The 17,579-nt window shown below is 40.0% G+C and carries 15 protein-coding genes; 13 read left to right on the top strand and 2 right to left on the bottom strand.

Features of this window, described 5'->3' with window-relative positions; all coding sequences use genetic code 11:
- Window positions 1–188: 188 nt before the first annotated feature.
- A complete protein-coding gene (gene ubiG / locus ACERCF_RS06525) occupies window positions 189–902 on the bottom strand; it encodes a bifunctional 2-polyprenyl-6-hydroxyphenol methylase/3-demethylubiquinol 3-O-methyltransferase UbiG (RefSeq protein WP_373625042.1) in 714 nt (237 codons plus the stop codon).
- 64 nt (window positions 903–966) lie between these two features.
- Here ubiG and ACERCF_RS06520 point away from each other — a divergent pair, with 64 nt between their 5' ends.
- From ACERCF_RS06520 to ACERCF_RS06475, 10 genes are all read left to right on the top strand, one after another.
- Window positions 967–1,347 carry a pyrimidine dimer DNA glycosylase/endonuclease V gene (locus tag ACERCF_RS06520; RefSeq protein WP_373625041.1) on the top strand — a complete coding sequence of 127 codons (381 nt, stop codon included), beginning with the start codon at window positions 967–969 and terminating at the stop codon, window positions 1,345–1,347.
- Between the two features lie 97 nt (window positions 1,348–1,444).
- Window positions 1,445–4,141 carry a DNA topoisomerase (ATP-hydrolyzing) subunit A gene (gene gyrA, locus ACERCF_RS06515; RefSeq protein ID WP_373625040.1) on the top strand — a complete coding sequence of 899 codons (2,697 nt, stop codon included), beginning with the start codon at window positions 1,445–1,447 and terminating at the stop codon, window positions 4,139–4,141.
- 189 nt (window positions 4,142–4,330) lie between these two features.
- On the top strand, window positions 4,331–4,606 hold the full coding sequence (locus ACERCF_RS06510; protein ID WP_373611132.1) for a type II toxin-antitoxin system HicA family toxin: 276 nt from the start codon (window positions 4,331–4,333) through the stop codon (window positions 4,604–4,606).
- Window positions 4,599–4,928, top strand: a complete 330-nt coding sequence (locus ACERCF_RS06505; RefSeq protein WP_373625039.1) for a type II toxin-antitoxin system HicB family antitoxin — start codon at window positions 4,599–4,601, stop codon at window positions 4,926–4,928. The genes ACERCF_RS06510 and ACERCF_RS06505 overlap by 8 nt, the downstream gene beginning before the upstream one ends.
- Window positions 4,929–5,081: 153 nt before the next feature.
- A complete protein-coding gene (locus ACERCF_RS06500; RefSeq protein WP_373625038.1) occupies window positions 5,082–7,010 on the top strand; it encodes an ABC transporter ATP-binding protein in 1,929 nt (642 codons plus the stop codon).
- A 27-nt stretch (window positions 7,011–7,037) separates the two neighbouring features.
- Window positions 7,038–7,403, top strand: a complete 366-nt coding sequence (locus ACERCF_RS06495) for a nucleotidyltransferase domain-containing protein (protein ID WP_373625044.1) — start codon at window positions 7,038–7,040, stop codon at window positions 7,401–7,403.
- 23 nt (window positions 7,404–7,426) lie between these two features.
- A complete protein-coding gene (locus ACERCF_RS06490; RefSeq protein WP_373625037.1) occupies window positions 7,427–8,497 on the top strand; it encodes a DNA polymerase beta superfamily protein in 1,071 nt (356 codons plus the stop codon).
- A gap of 17 nt (window positions 8,498–8,514) precedes the next feature.
- Entirely contained in the window at window positions 8,515–9,276 is a 762-nt protein-coding gene (gene tcdA / locus ACERCF_RS06485) for a tRNA cyclic N6-threonylcarbamoyladenosine(37) synthase TcdA (protein WP_373625036.1), read from the top strand.
- 366 nt (window positions 9,277–9,642) lie between these two features.
- Complete coding sequence (ppnN, locus tag ACERCF_RS06480; protein WP_373625035.1) at window positions 9,643–11,010, top strand: nucleotide 5'-monophosphate nucleosidase PpnN; 1,368 nt, start codon at window positions 9,643–9,645, stop codon at window positions 11,008–11,010.
- 18 nt (window positions 11,011–11,028) lie between these two features.
- Complete coding sequence (locus ACERCF_RS06475; RefSeq protein ID WP_373625034.1) at window positions 11,029–12,576, top strand: DUF2813 domain-containing protein; 1,548 nt, start codon at window positions 11,029–11,031, stop codon at window positions 12,574–12,576.
- Between the two features lie 73 nt (window positions 12,577–12,649).
- Here the strand turns inward: ACERCF_RS06475 and pepA are convergent, their stop codons facing one another.
- Entirely contained in the window at window positions 12,650–14,146 is a 1,497-nt protein-coding gene (pepA, locus tag ACERCF_RS06470; RefSeq protein WP_373625033.1) for a leucyl aminopeptidase, read from the bottom strand.
- Between the two features lie 209 nt (window positions 14,147–14,355).
- Here pepA and ACERCF_RS06465 point away from each other — a divergent pair, with 209 nt between their 5' ends.
- The 3 genes from ACERCF_RS06465 (at window position 14,356) to lptG (ending at window position 17,532) form a co-directional block, all read left to right on the top strand.
- Window positions 14,356–15,153 (top strand): hypothetical protein, encoded by a 798-nt coding sequence (locus tag ACERCF_RS06465; protein ID WP_373625032.1) that lies wholly within the window; start codon window positions 14,356–14,358, stop codon window positions 15,151–15,153.
- A 172-nt stretch (window positions 15,154–15,325) separates the two neighbouring features.
- Window positions 15,326–16,435: an LPS export ABC transporter permease LptF gene (gene lptF, locus ACERCF_RS06460; RefSeq protein WP_373625031.1), complete on the top strand. Its 1,110-nt coding sequence runs from the start codon at window positions 15,326–15,328 to the stop codon at window positions 16,433–16,435.
- Window positions 16,435–17,532: an LPS export ABC transporter permease LptG gene (gene lptG / locus ACERCF_RS06455; protein ID WP_373611125.1), complete on the top strand. Its 1,098-nt coding sequence runs from the start codon at window positions 16,435–16,437 to the stop codon at window positions 17,530–17,532. The genes lptF and lptG overlap by 1 nt, the downstream gene beginning before the upstream one ends.
- The last annotated feature ends 47 nt before the right edge of the window (window positions 17,533–17,579 follow it).

Here is a 17,579-nt window from a genome sequence, read left to right as displayed (position 1 = left end):
GTTTTTGTGATGAAAGTTATCGGCTCTCTAAGCTACACAACGAAGTGCTTTCAAGGGACGAGACGAGATGCCGATAACGGGTTGTGTTGCTTAGTTTAACTCATTTGAGATATACAAGGGACGGGTCCTGTGCCCGTCCGTTATGGAAATAAGCGAGGTATAGTAAAGATTTCGCACTATTTTGCAAGTTAATTATTGATGTTAAGAGTGGCAATGTAGTTGCAACTTACATCATTATTCAGCCAAAATTTTTCGGTTAATGGATTAAAATGGTAGCCTTTCATCTCTTGGCAACGAAGATCGGCTTGATCGCACCACGCCAACAATTCAGCTGGTTTGATAAATTTCTCAAATTCGTGCGTACCTTTTGGCAACATTTTGAGTACATATTCCGCCCCGATAATCACCAGCATATAGGCTTTGAATGTGCGATTAATAGTAGAGAAAAACAGCACGCCATCAGGTTTCAGCAAGGCTTTGCAGCTTTGAATGATGGGGAGCGGATCGGGAACGTGTTCCAGCATTTCCATACAAGTAATCACATCAAATTTTTCTTGATTACAAGCGGTCATTTTTTCTAAAAAATTTTCAATAGTAGTTTGCTGGTAATCAATTTCTAAGCCACTTTCTTTAGCGTGTTGTTTTGCGATTTCAAGCGGTTGAGAGGTCATATCAATACCTGTAACAACTGCCCCTTGCTTTGCCATCGCTTCACTTAAAATACCGCCACCACAGCCAACATCAAGCACTTTTTTGCCAAATAAGCCGTTCGATTTTTCCAAAATATAAGCTAAACGCAGTGGATTGAGCAGGTGAATTGGTTTGAAACTGCCGTTTGGATCCCACCAAGTTTGAGCCATTTTTTCAAATTTTGTGATTTCTTGCTGATCGACATTTTGCATAAGTTATTCCTATGGTAAATTTAAGGCGTTACTATAACGTATTTAACCTAAAAGGAAAATTAAAATGACAAGAATCAATCTTGTTCCGCCTACGGAATTGTGTGATCAACATTTACTTGCCGAACACCGTGAATTAACCCGTATTCCTAATGCAGTGGCTAAGGGTAAATTTAGCTTAAAAGGTCAGCCAGAAGATTATAAATTGGGCGAAGGGCACGTGCGTTTTTTCTTCAATAAACTCAGTTTTTTGAAAAAGCGTTACGATGCTTTGCACGAGGAGTGCTTGGCAAGAGGCTTTAATGTACAATATTTTTGGTCTGAAAATTTACCTCAAGATCCAAGTTTGTGGCTTGATTATCAACCAACAGACGTTGCTCTGGCAGTTAATCGAGAGAGAATTGCATTAAGAATGCCAGCAAATCCACGATTTACTGCAAGAAAATAACCGCTTGTACGCCCTTTTTATCACTTTTTATGCTATAATCTCGCTAATTTTTCGCCTGCATTTAGGCAATTCTTTACTATCAAATTAGGAAATTTCAATGAGCGAATTAGCCAAAGATATTATTCCCGTAAGTATTGAGGACGAGTTAAAAACCTCTTACCTTGATTATGCGATGTCGGTTATCGTAGGGCGTGCATTACCTGATGTGCGTGACGGTTTAAAGCCAGTACACCGCCGTGTACTTTTTTCAATGGAGCAAAACAGCAACACCTATAACAAACCGCACGTTAAATCAGCCCGTGTGGTGGGGGATGTAATCGGTAAATACCACCCGCACGGCGACTCTGCGGTGTATGACACCATTGTGCGTATGGCTCAGCCGTTCTCGCTTCGTTATATGTTAGTGAACGGTCAAGGTAACTTCGGTTCTATTGATGGCGATGCTCCAGCGGCAATGCGTTATACCGAAGTGCGTATGCAGAAAATCACGCAGGAATTATTAACCGATTTAGATAAAGAAACAGTAGATTTCTCGCCAAACTATGATGGCAAGGAGATGATTCCTGATGTGTTGCCAACCAAAATTCCAGCCTTGTTAGTAAACGGCTCATCGGGGATTGCAGTCGGTATGGCAACCAATATTCCGCCACATAACTTAGGCGAAGTGTTAGACGGCTGCTTGGCGTATATTGAAAATGAAGAGATTAGCGTTGAAGAGCTAATGCGTTATATTCCCGGCCCAGATTTCCCAACAGGGGCGATTATCAACGGCCATAAGGGGATTGATGATGCTTACCGCACAGGGCGTGGTAAGGTTTATGTGCGTGCAAAAGCGAGCGTTGAAACCACAGACAAAGGGCGTGAGCAAATTGTCGTTACCGAGCTGCCTTACCAAGTCAATAAAGCAAAATTAATCGAAAAAATTGCGGAATTGGTTAAAGAGAAGAAAATTGAGGGCATTAGCAAAATTGATGACTATTCCGACAAAAAAGGGATTTCGATTGTTATTGAAGTAAAACGTGATGCAGTGGGCGAGGTGGTACTAAATCACTTATATTCACTCACTCAAATGCAGGTTACTTTCGGTATCAATATGGTGGCGTTAGATAACGGTCAGCCAAAAGTGTTGAACCTCCGCCAAATCATCGAAGCCTTCGTGAAACACCGCCGTGAAGTGGTAACACGTCGTACCATTTTTGAATTACGCAAAGCCCGTGAGCGAGCCCATATTTTAGAAGGCTTGGCGATTGCATTAGCAAATATCGACCCTGTTATCGAATTAATCCGTGCCTCAAAAACGGCAGAAGAAGCTCGTGAAGGCTTACTCGCTCGCCCGTGGGCATTAGGCAATGTTGCCCCAATGCTAGAAGCAGCAGGTGTGGGAGCCTCTCGCCCAGAAGATTTACCTGAACACTTAGGCGTGCGTGATGGCGAATACTACCTATCTGAAGCACAGGCTCGTGCAATCTTAGAATTACGCTTACACCGTTTAACAGGCTTAGAGCACGAGAAAATTGTTGAAGAGTATAAAGAACTCCTAACGGAGATTGGCGAATTAATCCACATTTTAACCAGCCCAGAACGCTTGATGGAAGTGATTCGTGAAGAGTTAGAACGTGTGAAAGCTGATTTCAACGATGAACGCCGTACTGAAATTACTGCAGCCTCTGGCGACATCAACATTGAAGATTTAATTGCACAAGAAGATGTTGTGGTAACCCTTTCACACGCAGGCTATGTGAAATATCAACCGCTTTCAGACTACGAAGCACAGCGTCGTGGCGGTAAAGGTAAGTCTGCTACTAAGATGAAAGAAGATGACTTCATTGAAAAACTGTTAGTGGCGAACACGCACGATACGATCCTTTGTTTCTCAAGTCGTGGGCGTTTATATCAATTAAAAGTGTACCAATTACCACAAGCCAGCCGAGGAGCAAGAGGCACGCCGATTGTCAATATTCTACCGCTTGTGAAAGAAGAAAACGAGCGTATTACTGCAATTCTCCCAATTCCAAATGGCGAATTTAGTGCCGATAAATTTATCTTTATGGCAACTGCAAGCGGTGTGGTGAAAAAAGTCTCTCTTGATGCCTTTAGCAACGTGCGTGCAAGCGGTCGGATTGCGTTAAAACTTCGCGAAGGCGATGAGTTAATCGGTGTAGATATTACCGATGGCGAGAGCGAAATTATGCTCTTCTCGGCACAAGGAAGAGTGGTTCGCTTTGCTGAAACAGCGGTTCGTGCGATGGGACGTACCGCCACCGGCGTACGAGGCATTAAACTTTCTACCACCGAAATTTCAAGCGAAGAAATTGAAGAAGCCGAAATTATTGAGATTGAAAACGAAGATGCGGAAGAGACCTCAAGCGTTAGCCTTGATACCGATCGCGTGGTTTCACTTGTGATTCCTCATACCGCAGGTGACATTCTTACTGTAACCCAAAACGGCTATGGTAAACGAACGGTGATTAGCGAATATCCGGTGAAATCCCGTGCAACCAAAGGGGTGGTTTCAATCAAAGTGAACGAGCGAAACGGTAAAGTAGTAGCGGCTGTTCAAGTTGAGGAAACCGACCAAATTATGTTGATTACCGATGCCGGCACGCTTGTTCGGACAAGGGTTGCAGAAGTCAGCCTAGTCGGACGAAACACGCAAGGCGTTCGCATTATCCGCACCGCAGAAGACGAACACGTCGTCAGCCTAGAGCGAGTGTGCGAACCTGAAGAAGATGAAAACGAAAACATTGAGGCAATAGAAAATGCCGAAAATGTAGAAACATCAACCGAAGAATAATCTTAACAACACAAGCGGTCGAATTTTCAGAGAATTTTGCAATTATGCAAAAAATTAGGGAAATTCGACCGCTTGCTATTTTCAACACCTATTTTTGCGATCTGTGTCGAAAAATCCAGTTTTACTTTCCCCGCTTTCTTTCAAATTTAGTACAGTATCAGAGGTTTTACTTTTAAATGGTACTAAATTATGGTATTAATTCATCTAAAACGAAAATCTCAGAAAACGTTACGTCAAATTTATATACAGCCCATTTCAGCCAATATTAAGTGGAGAGATATTGAAGCTCTATTTCTTGAATTAGGAGCTGAGATTGAAGAACGAGAAGGCAGCCGAATTGCAGTTGTATTATTTGAACAAATCAGAGTTTTTCACAGACCGCACCCAAACCCCGATACCAATAAAGGTGCGATAGCAAGTATCAAAAAATGGTTATCTGAAAACGGAGTCATTCCTTATGCGTAATATTATGGAAATTAATGGCTATAAAGCTGTGATTGCATACGATCCTGAAACCGAATTATTTAGAGGCGAATTTATTGGCTTAAATGGTGGAGTAGATTTCTATGCAGATAATGTTGCCCAACTTAAGAAAGAAGGCGAAATCAGCCTAAACGTTTTTCTCGAAATGTGTGAAAAGAAAAATATTGAGCCATTTAAACAGTATTCTGGCAAGTTTAACATTCGCCTATCGCCAGAACTACATAAAGCAGCCGTTATGGCAGCAACGGCAGAAAATTTAAGTTTGAACGAATGGATTAGCCAAACATTAGCAAAAAGCGTGTGAAGCTATTGAAAATACAAGCGGTTGTTTTTTCATAATATTTTGCAAGTTGCAAAAGAACGGAGAAAAATGACCGCTTGTTTTACTATTTTTTTATATCAAATTTTTGCTTGGAATCTGTTAGAATCAACTTCATTTTTTCTAGCTGAGAAGATTATGGCATTACTCAACTTATCCAACGCCTATTTAGGCTTTGGCGATCACCCTTTATTAGATCATACTGAATTACACATTGAGCCAAACGAGCGAGTTTGTTTGGTGGGGAGAAATGGGGCAGGCAAATCAACCTTGATGAAGGTGCTTGCGGGCGAAATTCAGCTTGATGATGGCAAGCTAATTTTTGAAAAAGATATTGTCGTTACTCGTTTAGAGCAAGATCCACCTCGTCATATTCAAGAAACGGTGTTTGATTATGTAGCGGAAGGGATCGCGAATTTAAGCGATCTTTTAAAGCAATATCACCACATTTCACAACAAATGCTGACAGATTATAGCGATGAATTGTTAGTGAAATTATCGGCAGTTCAGGCTCAACTTGAACACAATAATGGTTGGCAGTTTGAAAATCGTATTCAAGATACGTTGAAATTGTTGGAACTAGATCCTGAAAAGCGTTTATGTGAACTCTCGGGCGGTTGGGTTCGCCGTGCGGCACTGGCTCGTGCGTTGGTGGCAGATCCTGATATTTTGTTGTTAGATGAGCCAACCAACCATTTAGACGTGGAAGCAATCACTTGGCTTGAGAATTTATTGCTTGATTTCAAAGGCTCAATCATTTTTATTTCTCACGACCGTTCGTTTATCCGCAAAATGGCGACTCGTATTGTCGATTTAGATCGTGGAAAACTCGTTTCTTACCCAAGCAATTACGATAAATATTTGGAAGAGAAAGCGGAAGATCTGCGTGTGGAAGCCTTGCAAAATGAGCTGTTTGATAAAAAACTAGCCCAAGAAGAAGTGTGGATTCGTCAAGGCATTAAGGCTCGCCGCACTCGTAACGAAGGGCGTGTGCGTGCGTTAAAAGCGCTGAGAGAAGAACGCCGTAACCGTCGTGAAGTGCAAGGTTCAGCGAAAATTCAGATCGATAACACGGCACGCAGCGGCAAAATTGTGTTTGAGTTAGAAAATGCTGGCTATGAAATTGAGGGTAAAACCTTACTCAAAAACTTCACTGCAACTATTCAGCGTGGCGATAAAATTGCATTGGTTGGCCCGAATGGCTGTGGTAAGACCACATTTATCAAATTATTACTGGGTGAATTGCAACCGACTTCAGGCTCAATCCGTTGCGGCACAAAATTAGAAGTTGCCTATTTCGACCAATATCGTGCCGAATTGGATTTAGAAAAAACAGTAATGGATAACGTGGCAGACGGCAAGCAAGATGTGGAAGTAAACGGGGTAAAACGCCACGTTTTAGGTTATCTGCAAGATTTCTTGTTCCCACCAAAACGAGCGATGACCCCTGTTAAAGCCTTATCGGGTGGGGAGCGTAACCGTTTATTATTGGCAAAACTGTTGCTAAAACCCAATAACTTATTAATTCTGGACGAACCGACCAATGATTTAGATGTGGAAACCTTAGAATTATTGGAAGATATGTTGGCAGATTATCAAGGCACGTTGCTGATTGTGAGCCACGACCGTCAATTTATTGATAATACGGTGGAAGAGTGCTATTTCTTTGAAGGCAATGGCGTATTGAATAAATACATCGGCGGTTATTTTGATGCGAAACAACAGCAGGAAAATTACCACGCAACCTTAGTTGCCAATTCGCAAAAAAATGAGAAAAAACAAACGCTTGTAGAAGAAACTAAGCAAGAAAAGCCAAAAGCAGAAGCGAAAAAGGTTAAGCTCTCTTACAAAGATCAGCGTGAATTGGAAGAGTTACCTGCAAAAATGGAAGCCTTAGAAGCAGAAATCGAAGCTCTACAAGCTGAAGTAAATAGTGCGGATTTCTTCTCAAAAGATCAGGCTTACACCAACGAAAAATTGCAAAAATTAGCGGACACCGAAGCCGCATTAGAACAAGCATTTGAACGTTGGGAAGCGTTGGAGAATATTAAGAATGGAAATGTTTGAATTTCAAATAGATAGTGTGGAAAAACAATTCAACAGAAATTAGCCCAAATAAGTCAGCAATCCGATATAAATTTTCTTTTAGCGGTTGAAAGTGGAAGTCGAGCTTGGGGATTTCCTTCGCCAGATAGTGATTATGATGTTAGAGCGATTTTTATTCGTCCAATATCAAGCTATCTTAGCATTGATATGCCAAAAGAAACTTTTGAATATATTGAAAATGAATGGTTTGATGTAGGTGGTTGGGATCTTCGTAAGGCATTGAGCTTGTTGCGTAAATCAAATCCTGTATTATTGGAGTGGCTAAATTCTCCTATTATTTATCAGCAATCTCCTCAATTTGTTCAGAGAATTCAGCCACTTTTAAATGATTATTTTCAACCAATTGTTTATTGATATATTAGAATTTAATAGAGAATATGCTTACGATTAATGATCTTAAACAACAAAATCTGATTTTATTTGAAGCTATTTCAGGTAGTAGAGCTTACGGTTTAGCGTTGCCTCATTCAGATGTTGATATTCGAGGTGTTTATTATTTACCAGAACAATATTTTTATGGTTTGAACTACATTCCCCAAATCAGTAATGAAACTAATGATGAAGTATATTTTGAGATTGGACGATTTGTGGAGTTATTACTACAAAATAACCCAAATGTTTTAGAATTATTAGCTTCGCCTGAGCATTGTATTCAAATCAAAAAGCCAATAATGAATTTGCTTAAGCGTGAGTATTTTTTATCGAAGCAATGTCAGCAAAGTTTTGCGGGATACGCTTTTGGACAGATTAAAAAAGCAAGAGGATTAAATAAGAAAATTGTTAATCCTTTACCTAAAGAGAAGAAAAGCCTATTAGAGTTTTGCTTTATTATCGAAAATGCACAATCTATACCATTAACGAAGTGGCTTGAAAAACAACAGCTAAGTCAAACTCAACTTGGATTGGTCAGTATAGACCATACAAAACATCTTTATGCAGTATTCGTTGATGAAAGACAAGAATTGGGTTATCAAGGGATTATAAAACAAGCAGAAGATTCGGTTATTTTAAGAAGTCGTGTTGCAATAGATATTTTCCCTGTTGCTTATTTATTTTTTAATCAGGACGGTTTTACAAGTTATTGTCGAGATTACCAATCTTATTGGCAATGGGTTTCAGAACGGAATGAAGAACGTTATAGCAATAATCAAGCTCACGGTCAGAATTATGATTCTAAAAATATGATGCATACTTTTCGCCTACTTGAAACTGCCAGAGATATTGCACTTTATCGGGAAATTATCGTTGAACGCCCAAATAGAGAAGCACTACTTGCAATTAGACGGGGAGAATTTAGCTACAAAGAATTAATTTCTCGAGCAGAAAAACTAATGGAAGAAGTAGAGATTTTATTCGCTAACAGTGATCTCCCTGAAACTGCTGATAGAAAAAAGGCATTGCAAGCATTAGTAGAAATTAGGCAGCAGCTATATAGTGGCACTATTTAAGTTTTATAGAGAGAGAAATGGAAAGACTAGACAATTACGAACAACGTTTTGGTGGAATTGGGCGGCTTTATACGCCTGAGGGCTTGGAGAAACTTCGCCACTCGCATATTTGTGTAATTGGGATTGGTGGTGTTGGCTCTTGGGCGGTAGAGGCGTTGGCTCGTTCGGGCATAGGCAAGATTACGATGATTGATATGGACGATATTTGTGTAACCAATATCAATCGTCAGATCCACGCAATGAGCGGCACGGTGGCTCAGCTCAAAACAGAGGCGATGAAAGAGCGTGTTGAGCGAATTAACCCCGAATGTGTGGTGGAGATTGTTGATGATTTCATCACGACCGAGAATATTCCTGATTATCTTAATCGTGGTTATGATTATGTGATTGATGCGATAGATTCGGTTAAAACCAAAGCGGCTTTAATTGCGTATTGCAAGCGTAATAAAATTAAGCTGATTACTACAGGTGGAGCAGGTGGGCAGACCGATCCTACCCAAATTCAAATTACCGATTTGAGTAAAACCATTCAAGATCCGCTTGCTTCAAAAGTCCGTTCGCTACTGCGTAAGGAGTACAATTTTAGCCAAAATCCAAAACGCAAGTTTGGTATAGATTGTGTGTTTTCTACTCAACCATTAATTTTTCCGAAAATGGGAGAGGGCTGCGAAGTTTCTGCCACAATGAACTGTGCGAATGGTTTTGGGGCGGTTACAATGGTAACGGCAACCTTTGGTTTTTTTGCGGTAAGCCGAGTGATTGATAAACTATTGAAGTAACAAGCGGTCAAAAAAAGCAAAGCTTTTTAAACGTTGGCTTGCCAACGGCGGCGAAGCCGTGAACAATCCTTAAAAGGATTGTGAANAGTGATTGATAAACTATTGAAGTAACAAGCGGTCAAAAAAAGCAAAGCTTTTTAAACGTTGGCTTGCCAACGGCGGCGAAGCCGTGAACAATCCTTAAAAGGATTGTGAATAAAAAAAGAGAATTTTTTTCAAATGATCAAGATTATGTAGCCAGTACAAAAATTATTCGTAGGGGCGGGTCCTGTGCCCGCCCGAATATTACGATTGGTTACGGGCGGGCATAGGACCCGCCCCTACAACGGTTTTATGGAATTTCTTACAAATAAAAAAGGAGAGAGTATGGCAGTACACAGAATTAACCCAAAAGGCAGTATGGAGCAGCTTTCCCATTTGGAAATGCAGCTATTAGCCCAAAATGCACAAGGGAATTTATATCAAATTTATCGTAACTGTTCGTTGGCGGTGCTTAATTCTGGTGTGCATACCGATGATAGCCGTGCGTTGTTAAATCAATATCCTGATTTTGAAATCCGATTATTAACCCGAGAGAAAGGCGTATCGCTTGAGCTTCATAATCCTCCGCCGACAGCTTTTGTTGATGGTAAGATGATTTTAAATATCCAGTACCATCTGTTTGCGGTATTAAGGGATATTGTGTTTGTAAATGCACTAAAAAATGCAATACCACCGCTTGAAAATACGTCCGTAGAAACGCTTACCACAAATATTGTGTTTTCGATTCTGCGTAATGCGAAAGCAATAGAGATGAACACTGATCCGAATTTAGTGGTCTGTTGGGGCGGTCATTCGATTAATGACATTGAATACCAATATTGCCGAGCGGTTGGGCAAGAGTTTGGCTTGCGTGAGTTGAATATTGTAACAGGTTGTGGAGCGGGTGTAATGGAAGCTCCAATGAAAGGAGTTACGATTGGGCACGCCAATCAGCGTTATAAAAATGGGCGTTTTATTGGCATTACTGAGCCATCAATTATTGCTTCTGAACCGCCAAATCCAATTGTGAATGAATTGGTCATTATGCCAGATATTGAAAAACGCTTAGAAGCCTTTGTTCGCTTAGGACACGCCATTGTTGTGTTTCCGGGCGGGCCGGGTACATTAGAAGAGCTGCTTTATATTATCGGTATTAAATTAAACCCAGCCAATAATGCTCAAAAATTACCGTTAATTTTAACTGCTCCAAAAGAGTCGGCTGATTATTTCTACGCTATTGATAAATTTATTGGCGATACTTTAGGCGAAGAAGCTCGCAGCCTGTATGAAATTATTATTGATGATCCAGTGCTGGTAGCTCGTAAGGTCAAGCAAGCGATGGTTGAGGTAAAAAACAGCCGTTATGAAAGTGGCGATGCTTATAACTTCAACTGGTCATTAAAAATTGAGGAAGATTTTATTACGCCATTTATTCCAACCCACGAAAGTATGGCAAATCTGAATTTAAGCCTAGAGCAGCCAAAAGAACAGTTAGCTGCGAATTTAAGACGAGCATTTTCAGGCATTGTGGCAGGTAATATTAAGCCTGAAACCTCAGATTTGATCGAACAATACGGTGTGTTTAAGTTACGAGGCGACCGCAAATTAATGGATCATATGGATAGATTGCTCGAAAGTTTTGTGGTTCAGCACCGTATGAAAATCCCAATGGGAGAAGCGTATCAACCTTGCTATGAAATTGTAAAAAAGTAATAGCAATAAGGGGGAGGTATGTATCTAAAGCATATTGAAATCAGTGGTTTTCGAGGCATTAATCATTTATCGCTACAATTACGCCCAAATATGGTGCTAATTGGTGAAAATGCGTGGGGGAAATCTAGCCTGATTGATGCCTTAAGCCTTATCTTTAACTTAGAACATAAGTTGTATCAGTTCCAGTTTAAAGATTTCCATATTCAATATACCGATATGCCAAGCCAAGTGCGAGACATCACGCTTATTTTTACTTTTTGTGAAGAAACTGCTGATGATGGCTCGCTGCTCCAACTTCCCTCAGCGTTGTTGCTCTGCTCATTTTATGTGGAGAACAAGCGGTGCATTTCCTTAAAAGTAACAGGAAAATTGTTAGACGAGCAGATTAGCACCGAATATCAGTTTGTCTCTCAAGACTTAACGCCCATTCAAATTGAGCAATCAGAAAAATGGATTGAGCAGTTTATTTATCATCACCCTGTTTACCGCTTGCGTGATGCACGGCTAAACAAGCGAGTGCATAATGAGCTATTACTCAATGGCTATAACCAGCCCGACACCGATTTTCAGCGTGAATTAAATGCCCTTTCTTCCCTGCTGAAATACTATTTCCTAACCAGCCAAAGTCGCCACCTAATGAAAAATAGTATGCAAGATACTACATTATGGTGGGAAAAAGTGAAATCGCTCTGTCTGCGTTTAAAGCAAAATGAAGAGTTGGTAGAGCAAGTTCAACAACATGTTTCGGATCTTTTCCTGTTTAATCCCAAAGCAGCAGTGATTGAAAAACCGATCATCTTATTTGAAGATTTTAATGCTTTTTTACATCCTAGAATGGTGGCAATTTTCTGGGAACTGCTCAGTTTTCTACCAAGCCAATGCATTACTACAACTAATTCCATTGAATTGCTTTCACAAGTGCCGTTACGAGAAATTTGCCGTTTAGTGCGTTATGAGGATCACACTCAAGCCTACTGGTTAGAGCGGCACAGTGTCGGTAAAGAAGATCTGCGTAAATTGACCTTCCATATCCATCACAACAGAGGATTAGCCCTATTTGCGAAAGCTTGGATCTTAGTAGAAGGGGAAACCGAAGTCTGGATTTTAGAAGAGTTGGCAAAAGTGTTAGAGATCAATTTAGAAATGGAAGGAATCAAAATTGTTGAATTTGCTCAATGCGGTTTACGCCCTCTTATCAAATATGCCAGAGCAATGGGGATTGAATGGTATGTGCTAACTGATGGCGATGATGCAGGCAAACGCTATGCCGAAACCGTTAAAAGTTTAGATGAAGATTTCGCTCAACGCTTAGCGGTATTACCGCAAAAAGACATTGAACATTTCTTCTATAAGGCAGGTTTACGAAATGTATTTGTTCGCCTTGCAAATTGGCGTTCTCAAGAAAAATACCCTGTTTCATATATTATCAAACGAGCCATTCAAAAAAGCTCCAAGCCCGATCTAGCCATCGCACTAGCCAATGAGATGAGAAATAGAGGCGTACATAGTGTGCCGCCGCTATTTAAAAAGCTATTCGATAATGTGTTAGCTTTAGTGAGAAAATAAGCGTAACAAGCGGTTAAATTTTTCAAATTTTTTGCAATTGCAAAGTTTTGATGAAAATTAACCGCTTGTGTTATTAGCTTTCTGCTTTGTTAATTAAGAATTGGGTTAAAAGATTAACCGGGCGACCTGTTGCCCCTTTCGCCGCACCTGATTTCCAGGCTGTGCCGGCAATATCTAAATGTGCCCAAGTGTATTTTTTAGTGAAGTTTGATAAGAACTGCCCTGCAGTAATAGCTCCACCTAAACGCCCGCCGATATTGGCAAGATCGGCAAAGTTCGATTTAAGTTGTTCTTGATATTCTTCCCCTAACGGTAAACGCCACGCTTTGTCGTCTGCTTGCTCTGCTGCCGTTAATAGCTCGTTAGCTAAACTGTTAGATGGCGACATCAATCCGCTGTTATGATTACCTAAGGCAATCATACAAGCCCCTGTGAGGGTAGCAATATCAATCACTAACTCCGGATTAAAGCGTTCAACATAAGTAAGTGTATCGCACAGCACTAAACGCCCTTCCGCATCGGTATTTAAAACCTCAACGGTTAAGCCCGACATTGTAGTAAGAATATCGCCCGGGCGGTAAGATTTGCCATCAACCGCATTTTCACAGCCTGCTAAAACGCCGATAACATTAAGCGGTAATTTCATTTCAGCAACAGCTTTCATTGTGCCGTAAACGCTCGCCGCTCCGCACATATCGTATTTCATTTCATCCATTGCTTCTGCTGGTTTGATGGATAAACCACCTGAGTCAAAGGTTAAGCCTTTGCCCACTAACACAATAGGTTTAGCGTCAGGATTTGGGCTGCCTTTATATTCAATCACGGAAAGGAAGGCTTCGTTTTCAGAACCGCGAGAAACGGCTAAATAAGCATTCATACCTAGCTCTGCCATCTGTTTTTCATCAACAATGGTGGTTGAAATCGACTCGTAATGTTCCGCTAATTTTTGTGCTAATTCGGATAAATAGGCTGGATTACACACATTCGGTGGGCAATTCGCCACATTTTTCGCACAACTTACGCCAAAGGAAATCGCTTTTCCGTGCTCTAATGCACGTTCAGCTTCCGCTAAATCTTTGCGGTTTGCAACATTAAACACAACACGGCGTAATTCACGGCGAACTTCAGGTTTAATGCTTTTGAAATCGGTATAAGCATATTGATTCTCTTGAATTGCTTCTACTGCAAAACGAACATTCCAATAAGCGGATCTGCCTTTAACGTGTAATTCAGTTAAGAAACAGACAATTTCCATTGAGCCTGTGTCATTAATCGTTTGTACAGTTTTTTGGATAATCTGTTTGTATTGACGCTCGGTTAATTCACGCTCTTTGCCGCAGCCAACCAGCAAGACACGATCAGCAGGCACATTGGGTACATTGTGTAATAATAAAGTTTGCCCTGCTTTACCTTCTAAATCACCACGTCTGAGGAGCGAGCTAATATAACCATTACTTAATTTATCTAATTGTTCTGCAGCAGTACAAAGTCTGCGAGGTTCATAAACCCCCACCACCAAACAAGCAGTTCTTTGTTTCTCAACACTGCCGTTTTTAACGCTAAATTCCATTATCTTCCCCCATTTATTGTTTAAGTTTCGCTAGAGTGTTCAATAATAAATAAATGCGTAGTATAAATAAAATTTTCAAAAATTTACGCTTTATATTGAAATATCAGCCAATTTTTTGGTCAAATAGATAATTTTACTGGTTTTTCTTTTAGTTTGCTTACTTTATACTAGAAAGAAATATTGAGATTTAGAGATTATTGGAGATAAAAATGCGGTTATTAAGTAAAGCATTGATTGCAGCTATGGCTGGATTATTTATTCATACATCTACATTAGCCAACGATGATGCTCAAATTAGCCGCTATGAGCAAGCTAAATTACGCCTTTCTTATGAAGGAGATGTGGGAAATTTACTTCAACAACTTTCGCAACGCTTGAAAGTGGGCTTTATTGCTTATGATGTGGATACAACCCGCAAAGTCTCAATTCAAAATAATACTGAAACTTCCATTAAAAATATTAATGAACAAATTGGCAAACAGCTCTCTGATACTGATGTTCGTTTTGAAAAAATAGGCGAACGTTTATTTATGGTGATTTCTGCGAAAGGTGTTGAGCCATTATTAAAAGATCTCCCACAAAAAGAGCAATTTGTTGGAGATGTTATTTTTGATGGCGAACAAACAACAGCTCAATCTACGGTAAATACAGGATCTCAATCAGACTCAGCAGCTAAGGTGCAAAATATTTTTAGTATTGCGACAAATAAAGAGAGTATTGCTGCAGCAAAGAATAAAAAATCTCCTCAATATAAAACTATTACTAAAGAAGACTTAGGCTTGAAAAACATTAGAGTAACACCATTAGGAACTTTCTTGATTTTTGATAGCCAAGTAGAAACAGAAAAATTAACGGTAAAAGGGAATTTTGAAGCGTTAGCACAAGGGGAGAATATTATTGCAATTCTCCACCAAAAAACAGAAGCTCCATCTAAGATCGAGGTAGTAAATGAGCAGGGGAAAAAATTAATTCTTGATGCGTATAAAGCAAGTTTATCTAAAAAATAAATAATGAACTTTATGCACGATTAAACAGTGTGTGATTTTTCCATAGATGATTTTTGGGATTAAAAAAGGTATCATTACGCATTCGTATTCAAGTTAAGCATTTGTAAAAGATTTCAGAAAAATAACCGCTTGAATGTGGTTTTTTAGTTTTAGATGTTATAGAGAAAAATTTGTGATTTTAGGTCGATATTTAACCAAAGAGATATTTAAAAGCCAACTAGCCATATTATTTATATTATTGTTGATTTTCTTCTGTCAGCAATTAGTCCGTGTATTAAGTTCGGCGGTAAGTGGGAAAGTGCCTGCTGATTTAGTGGTGAGTTTATTGGGTTTAGGTATGCCGATGATGGCACAGCTTATGCTGCCGTTATCCCTTTTTATTGCGCTATTATTAACATTAGGGCGTTTTTATGCGGAAAGTGAAATTACCGTAATGCGTGCTTGTGGAATCGGGCAGGGTTTACTGGTAAAAGCGGCAATGTTTCTCTCTATTTTTACTACTGCATTAGCTGTATATAACGTATTTTGGCTTACGCCTTGGTCGATTAATAAACAGAGTGAAATGTTAGCGGAAGCGAAAGCTAACCCACGTTTTGCGGCACTTTCTGCCGGGCAATTTATGTCAGCAGGGGGCTATGTGCTGTTTATTGATAATATCGAAAACAACAGCTTAAACGATATTTATGTATTCCAGCCTGAGCAACAGAAGAAAAATAAGCCCTCTGTGGTTGTAGCTGAATCCGGCACATTACAAGGCTTACCGAATGGTGATCAGGTCTTAACACTCGCTGAAAGTAAACGTTTTGAGGGAACGCCACAAAGCCCCGATTTCCGTATTTCTCATTTTGAAAATTATTCTGCTTATTTAGGCTATCAAGATGTAGAATCAAGCGAAAAATTAGTTCAACGTGCAGACTTTAAAACCTTAATGGAAAGTGATTCCCCAGAAGCTAAGGCCGAATTACATTGGCGTTTAGCGCTAATTTTAGCTGTGCCGTTAATGGCATTATTGGCAGTGCCGATGAGTAGCGTAAACCCTCGTCAAGGACGTTTTGCAAAATTACTGCCTGCGTTACTGCTTTATTTAATCTATTTCTTACTGCAAAGCTCGTTAAAATCATCGGGTGGTTCGGGCAAGCTCAATGCAGAAATTTTAATGCCGTTGGTGTCAGTTGCCTTTTTAATTCTAGGTATCGTATTAAATATGTGGAATGGCAAATTGATGTCGAAATTACGCTATCAGTTCGGCGCTAAAAAAATCACTAATAAGGCGGTAGCATAATGAAATTTCTCTCAATGAATATTTTAGAACGCTACATCGGCAAAACGATTTTATCAGCTATTTTCCTCACCCTGTTTTTGTTGGTCGGATTAGGGGCAATCATCAAGTTTGTCGAAGAGTTTCGTGATGTCGGGCGTGGTTCTTATGATGGTTTAAAAGCCGCTTACTATACCTTTTTAACCATTCCCAGAGATATTGAAACTTTTTTCCCAATAGCAGCACTATTAGGTTCACTTTTAGGTTTGGGTAATCTTGCTAGCCGAAGTGAATTAGTGGTAATGCAATCTTCAGGGTTTTCTCGTTTTCGTATTGGCTTAGCCGTGATGAAAACCGCATTGCCATTGGTGATTTTTACGATGATTATTGGCGAATGGGGCGTGCCACAAACCGAACAATTTGCCCGTAATATGCGTTCTGTTGCACAAAGTGGCGGTTCAATGCTTGCCACAAAAGATGGTTTTTGGGCGAAAGATGGTAGCTCTTTTATCTATATTAACCGCATCAATAATGAAAAAAGCCTGAGTAACGTCTTAATTTACGAATTTGGCGAAGGCGACAATAAACGTGAATTGAAATCGGTGTTACGAGCAGGTTCAGCCAAATATAATGCTGAAAAAGGTTGGATACTCTCTAAAGTAGAAAAATCAGAAGTGGGTGAAAACCAAATCCAACAAGGTAAACAGCCGGATCAAGTATGGCAAACCAGCTTAACACCAAGCAAATTAGGCATTGTTTCACTTAAGCCGGAATCTCTTTCGATTTCAGGTTTGGCAGATTATGTCGGCTTCCTAAAAGATACAGGGCAAGATCCGAAACGCTTTGAAATTACCTTCTGGCGTAAGGTCTTCCAGCCTATCTCAATGGCGGTGATGATGCTGCTTGCGATCTCCTTTATTTTTGGCCCGCTTAGAAGCAGCACAATGGGGGCGAAGATCGTAATTGGTATTGTGGCTGGCTTTATGTTCTATGTTGCAAATATTGTATTTGGGAATTTAAGCCTCATTGCCACTTGGCTACCTGTGCCTGTTGGAGCATTAATTCCGAGTTTGCTCTGTCTAGTAATCGTTTGGTGGTTACTCAGTAAAAAGCGTGATTAATTCGTAGGGGCAGGTCCTGTGCCTGCCCTAACATTTTAATGGTAATC

The sequence above is a fragment of the Mannheimia kashgarensis genome (assembly GCF_041807705.1).
GTDB lineage: Bacteria > Pseudomonadota > Gammaproteobacteria > Enterobacterales > Pasteurellaceae > Mannheimia.
Note: the sequence above shows the minus strand (reverse complement) of the source record. Positions and strands in the feature narration are given on the sequence as shown.

What these genes read in the sequence shown, in the direction of transcription:
- lptG (WP_373611125.1), top strand. Translation starts at nt 16,435, where the DNA reads ATGAAATTTCTCTCAATGAATATTTTAGAACGCTACATCGGCAAAACG.
- ACERCF_RS06465 (WP_373625032.1), top strand. Translation starts at nt 14,356, where the DNA reads ATGCGGTTATTAAGTAAAGCATTGATTGCAGCTATGGCTGGATTATTT.
- ubiG (WP_373625042.1), bottom strand. Translation starts at nt 902, where the DNA reads ATGCAAAATGTCGATCAGCAAGAAATCACAAAATTTGAAAAAATGGCT.
- ACERCF_RS06505 (WP_373625039.1), top strand. Translation starts at nt 4,599, where the DNA reads ATGCGTAATATTATGGAAATTAATGGCTATAAAGCTGTGATTGCATAC.
- ACERCF_RS06490 (WP_373625037.1), top strand. Translation starts at nt 7,427, where the DNA reads ATGCTTACGATTAATGATCTTAAACAACAAAATCTGATTTTATTTGAA.
- ACERCF_RS06510 (WP_373611132.1), top strand. Translation starts at nt 4,331, where the DNA reads ATGGTATTAATTCATCTAAAACGAAAATCTCAGAAAACGTTACGTCAA.
- ppnN (WP_373625035.1), top strand. Translation starts at nt 9,643, where the DNA reads ATGGCAGTACACAGAATTAACCCAAAAGGCAGTATGGAGCAGCTTTCC.
- gyrA (WP_373625040.1), top strand. Translation starts at nt 1,445, where the DNA reads ATGAGCGAATTAGCCAAAGATATTATTCCCGTAAGTATTGAGGACGAG.
- ACERCF_RS06475 (WP_373625034.1), top strand. Translation starts at nt 11,029, where the DNA reads ATGTATCTAAAGCATATTGAAATCAGTGGTTTTCGAGGCATTAATCAT.
- ACERCF_RS06520 (WP_373625041.1), top strand. Translation starts at nt 967, where the DNA reads ATGACAAGAATCAATCTTGTTCCGCCTACGGAATTGTGTGATCAACAT.
- ACERCF_RS06500 (WP_373625038.1), top strand. Translation starts at nt 5,082, where the DNA reads ATGGCATTACTCAACTTATCCAACGCCTATTTAGGCTTTGGCGATCAC.
- pepA (WP_373625033.1), bottom strand. Translation starts at nt 14,146, where the DNA reads ATGGAATTTAGCGTTAAAAACGGCAGTGTTGAGAAACAAAGAACTGCT.
- tcdA (WP_373625036.1), top strand. Translation starts at nt 8,515, where the DNA reads ATGGAAAGACTAGACAATTACGAACAACGTTTTGGTGGAATTGGGCGG.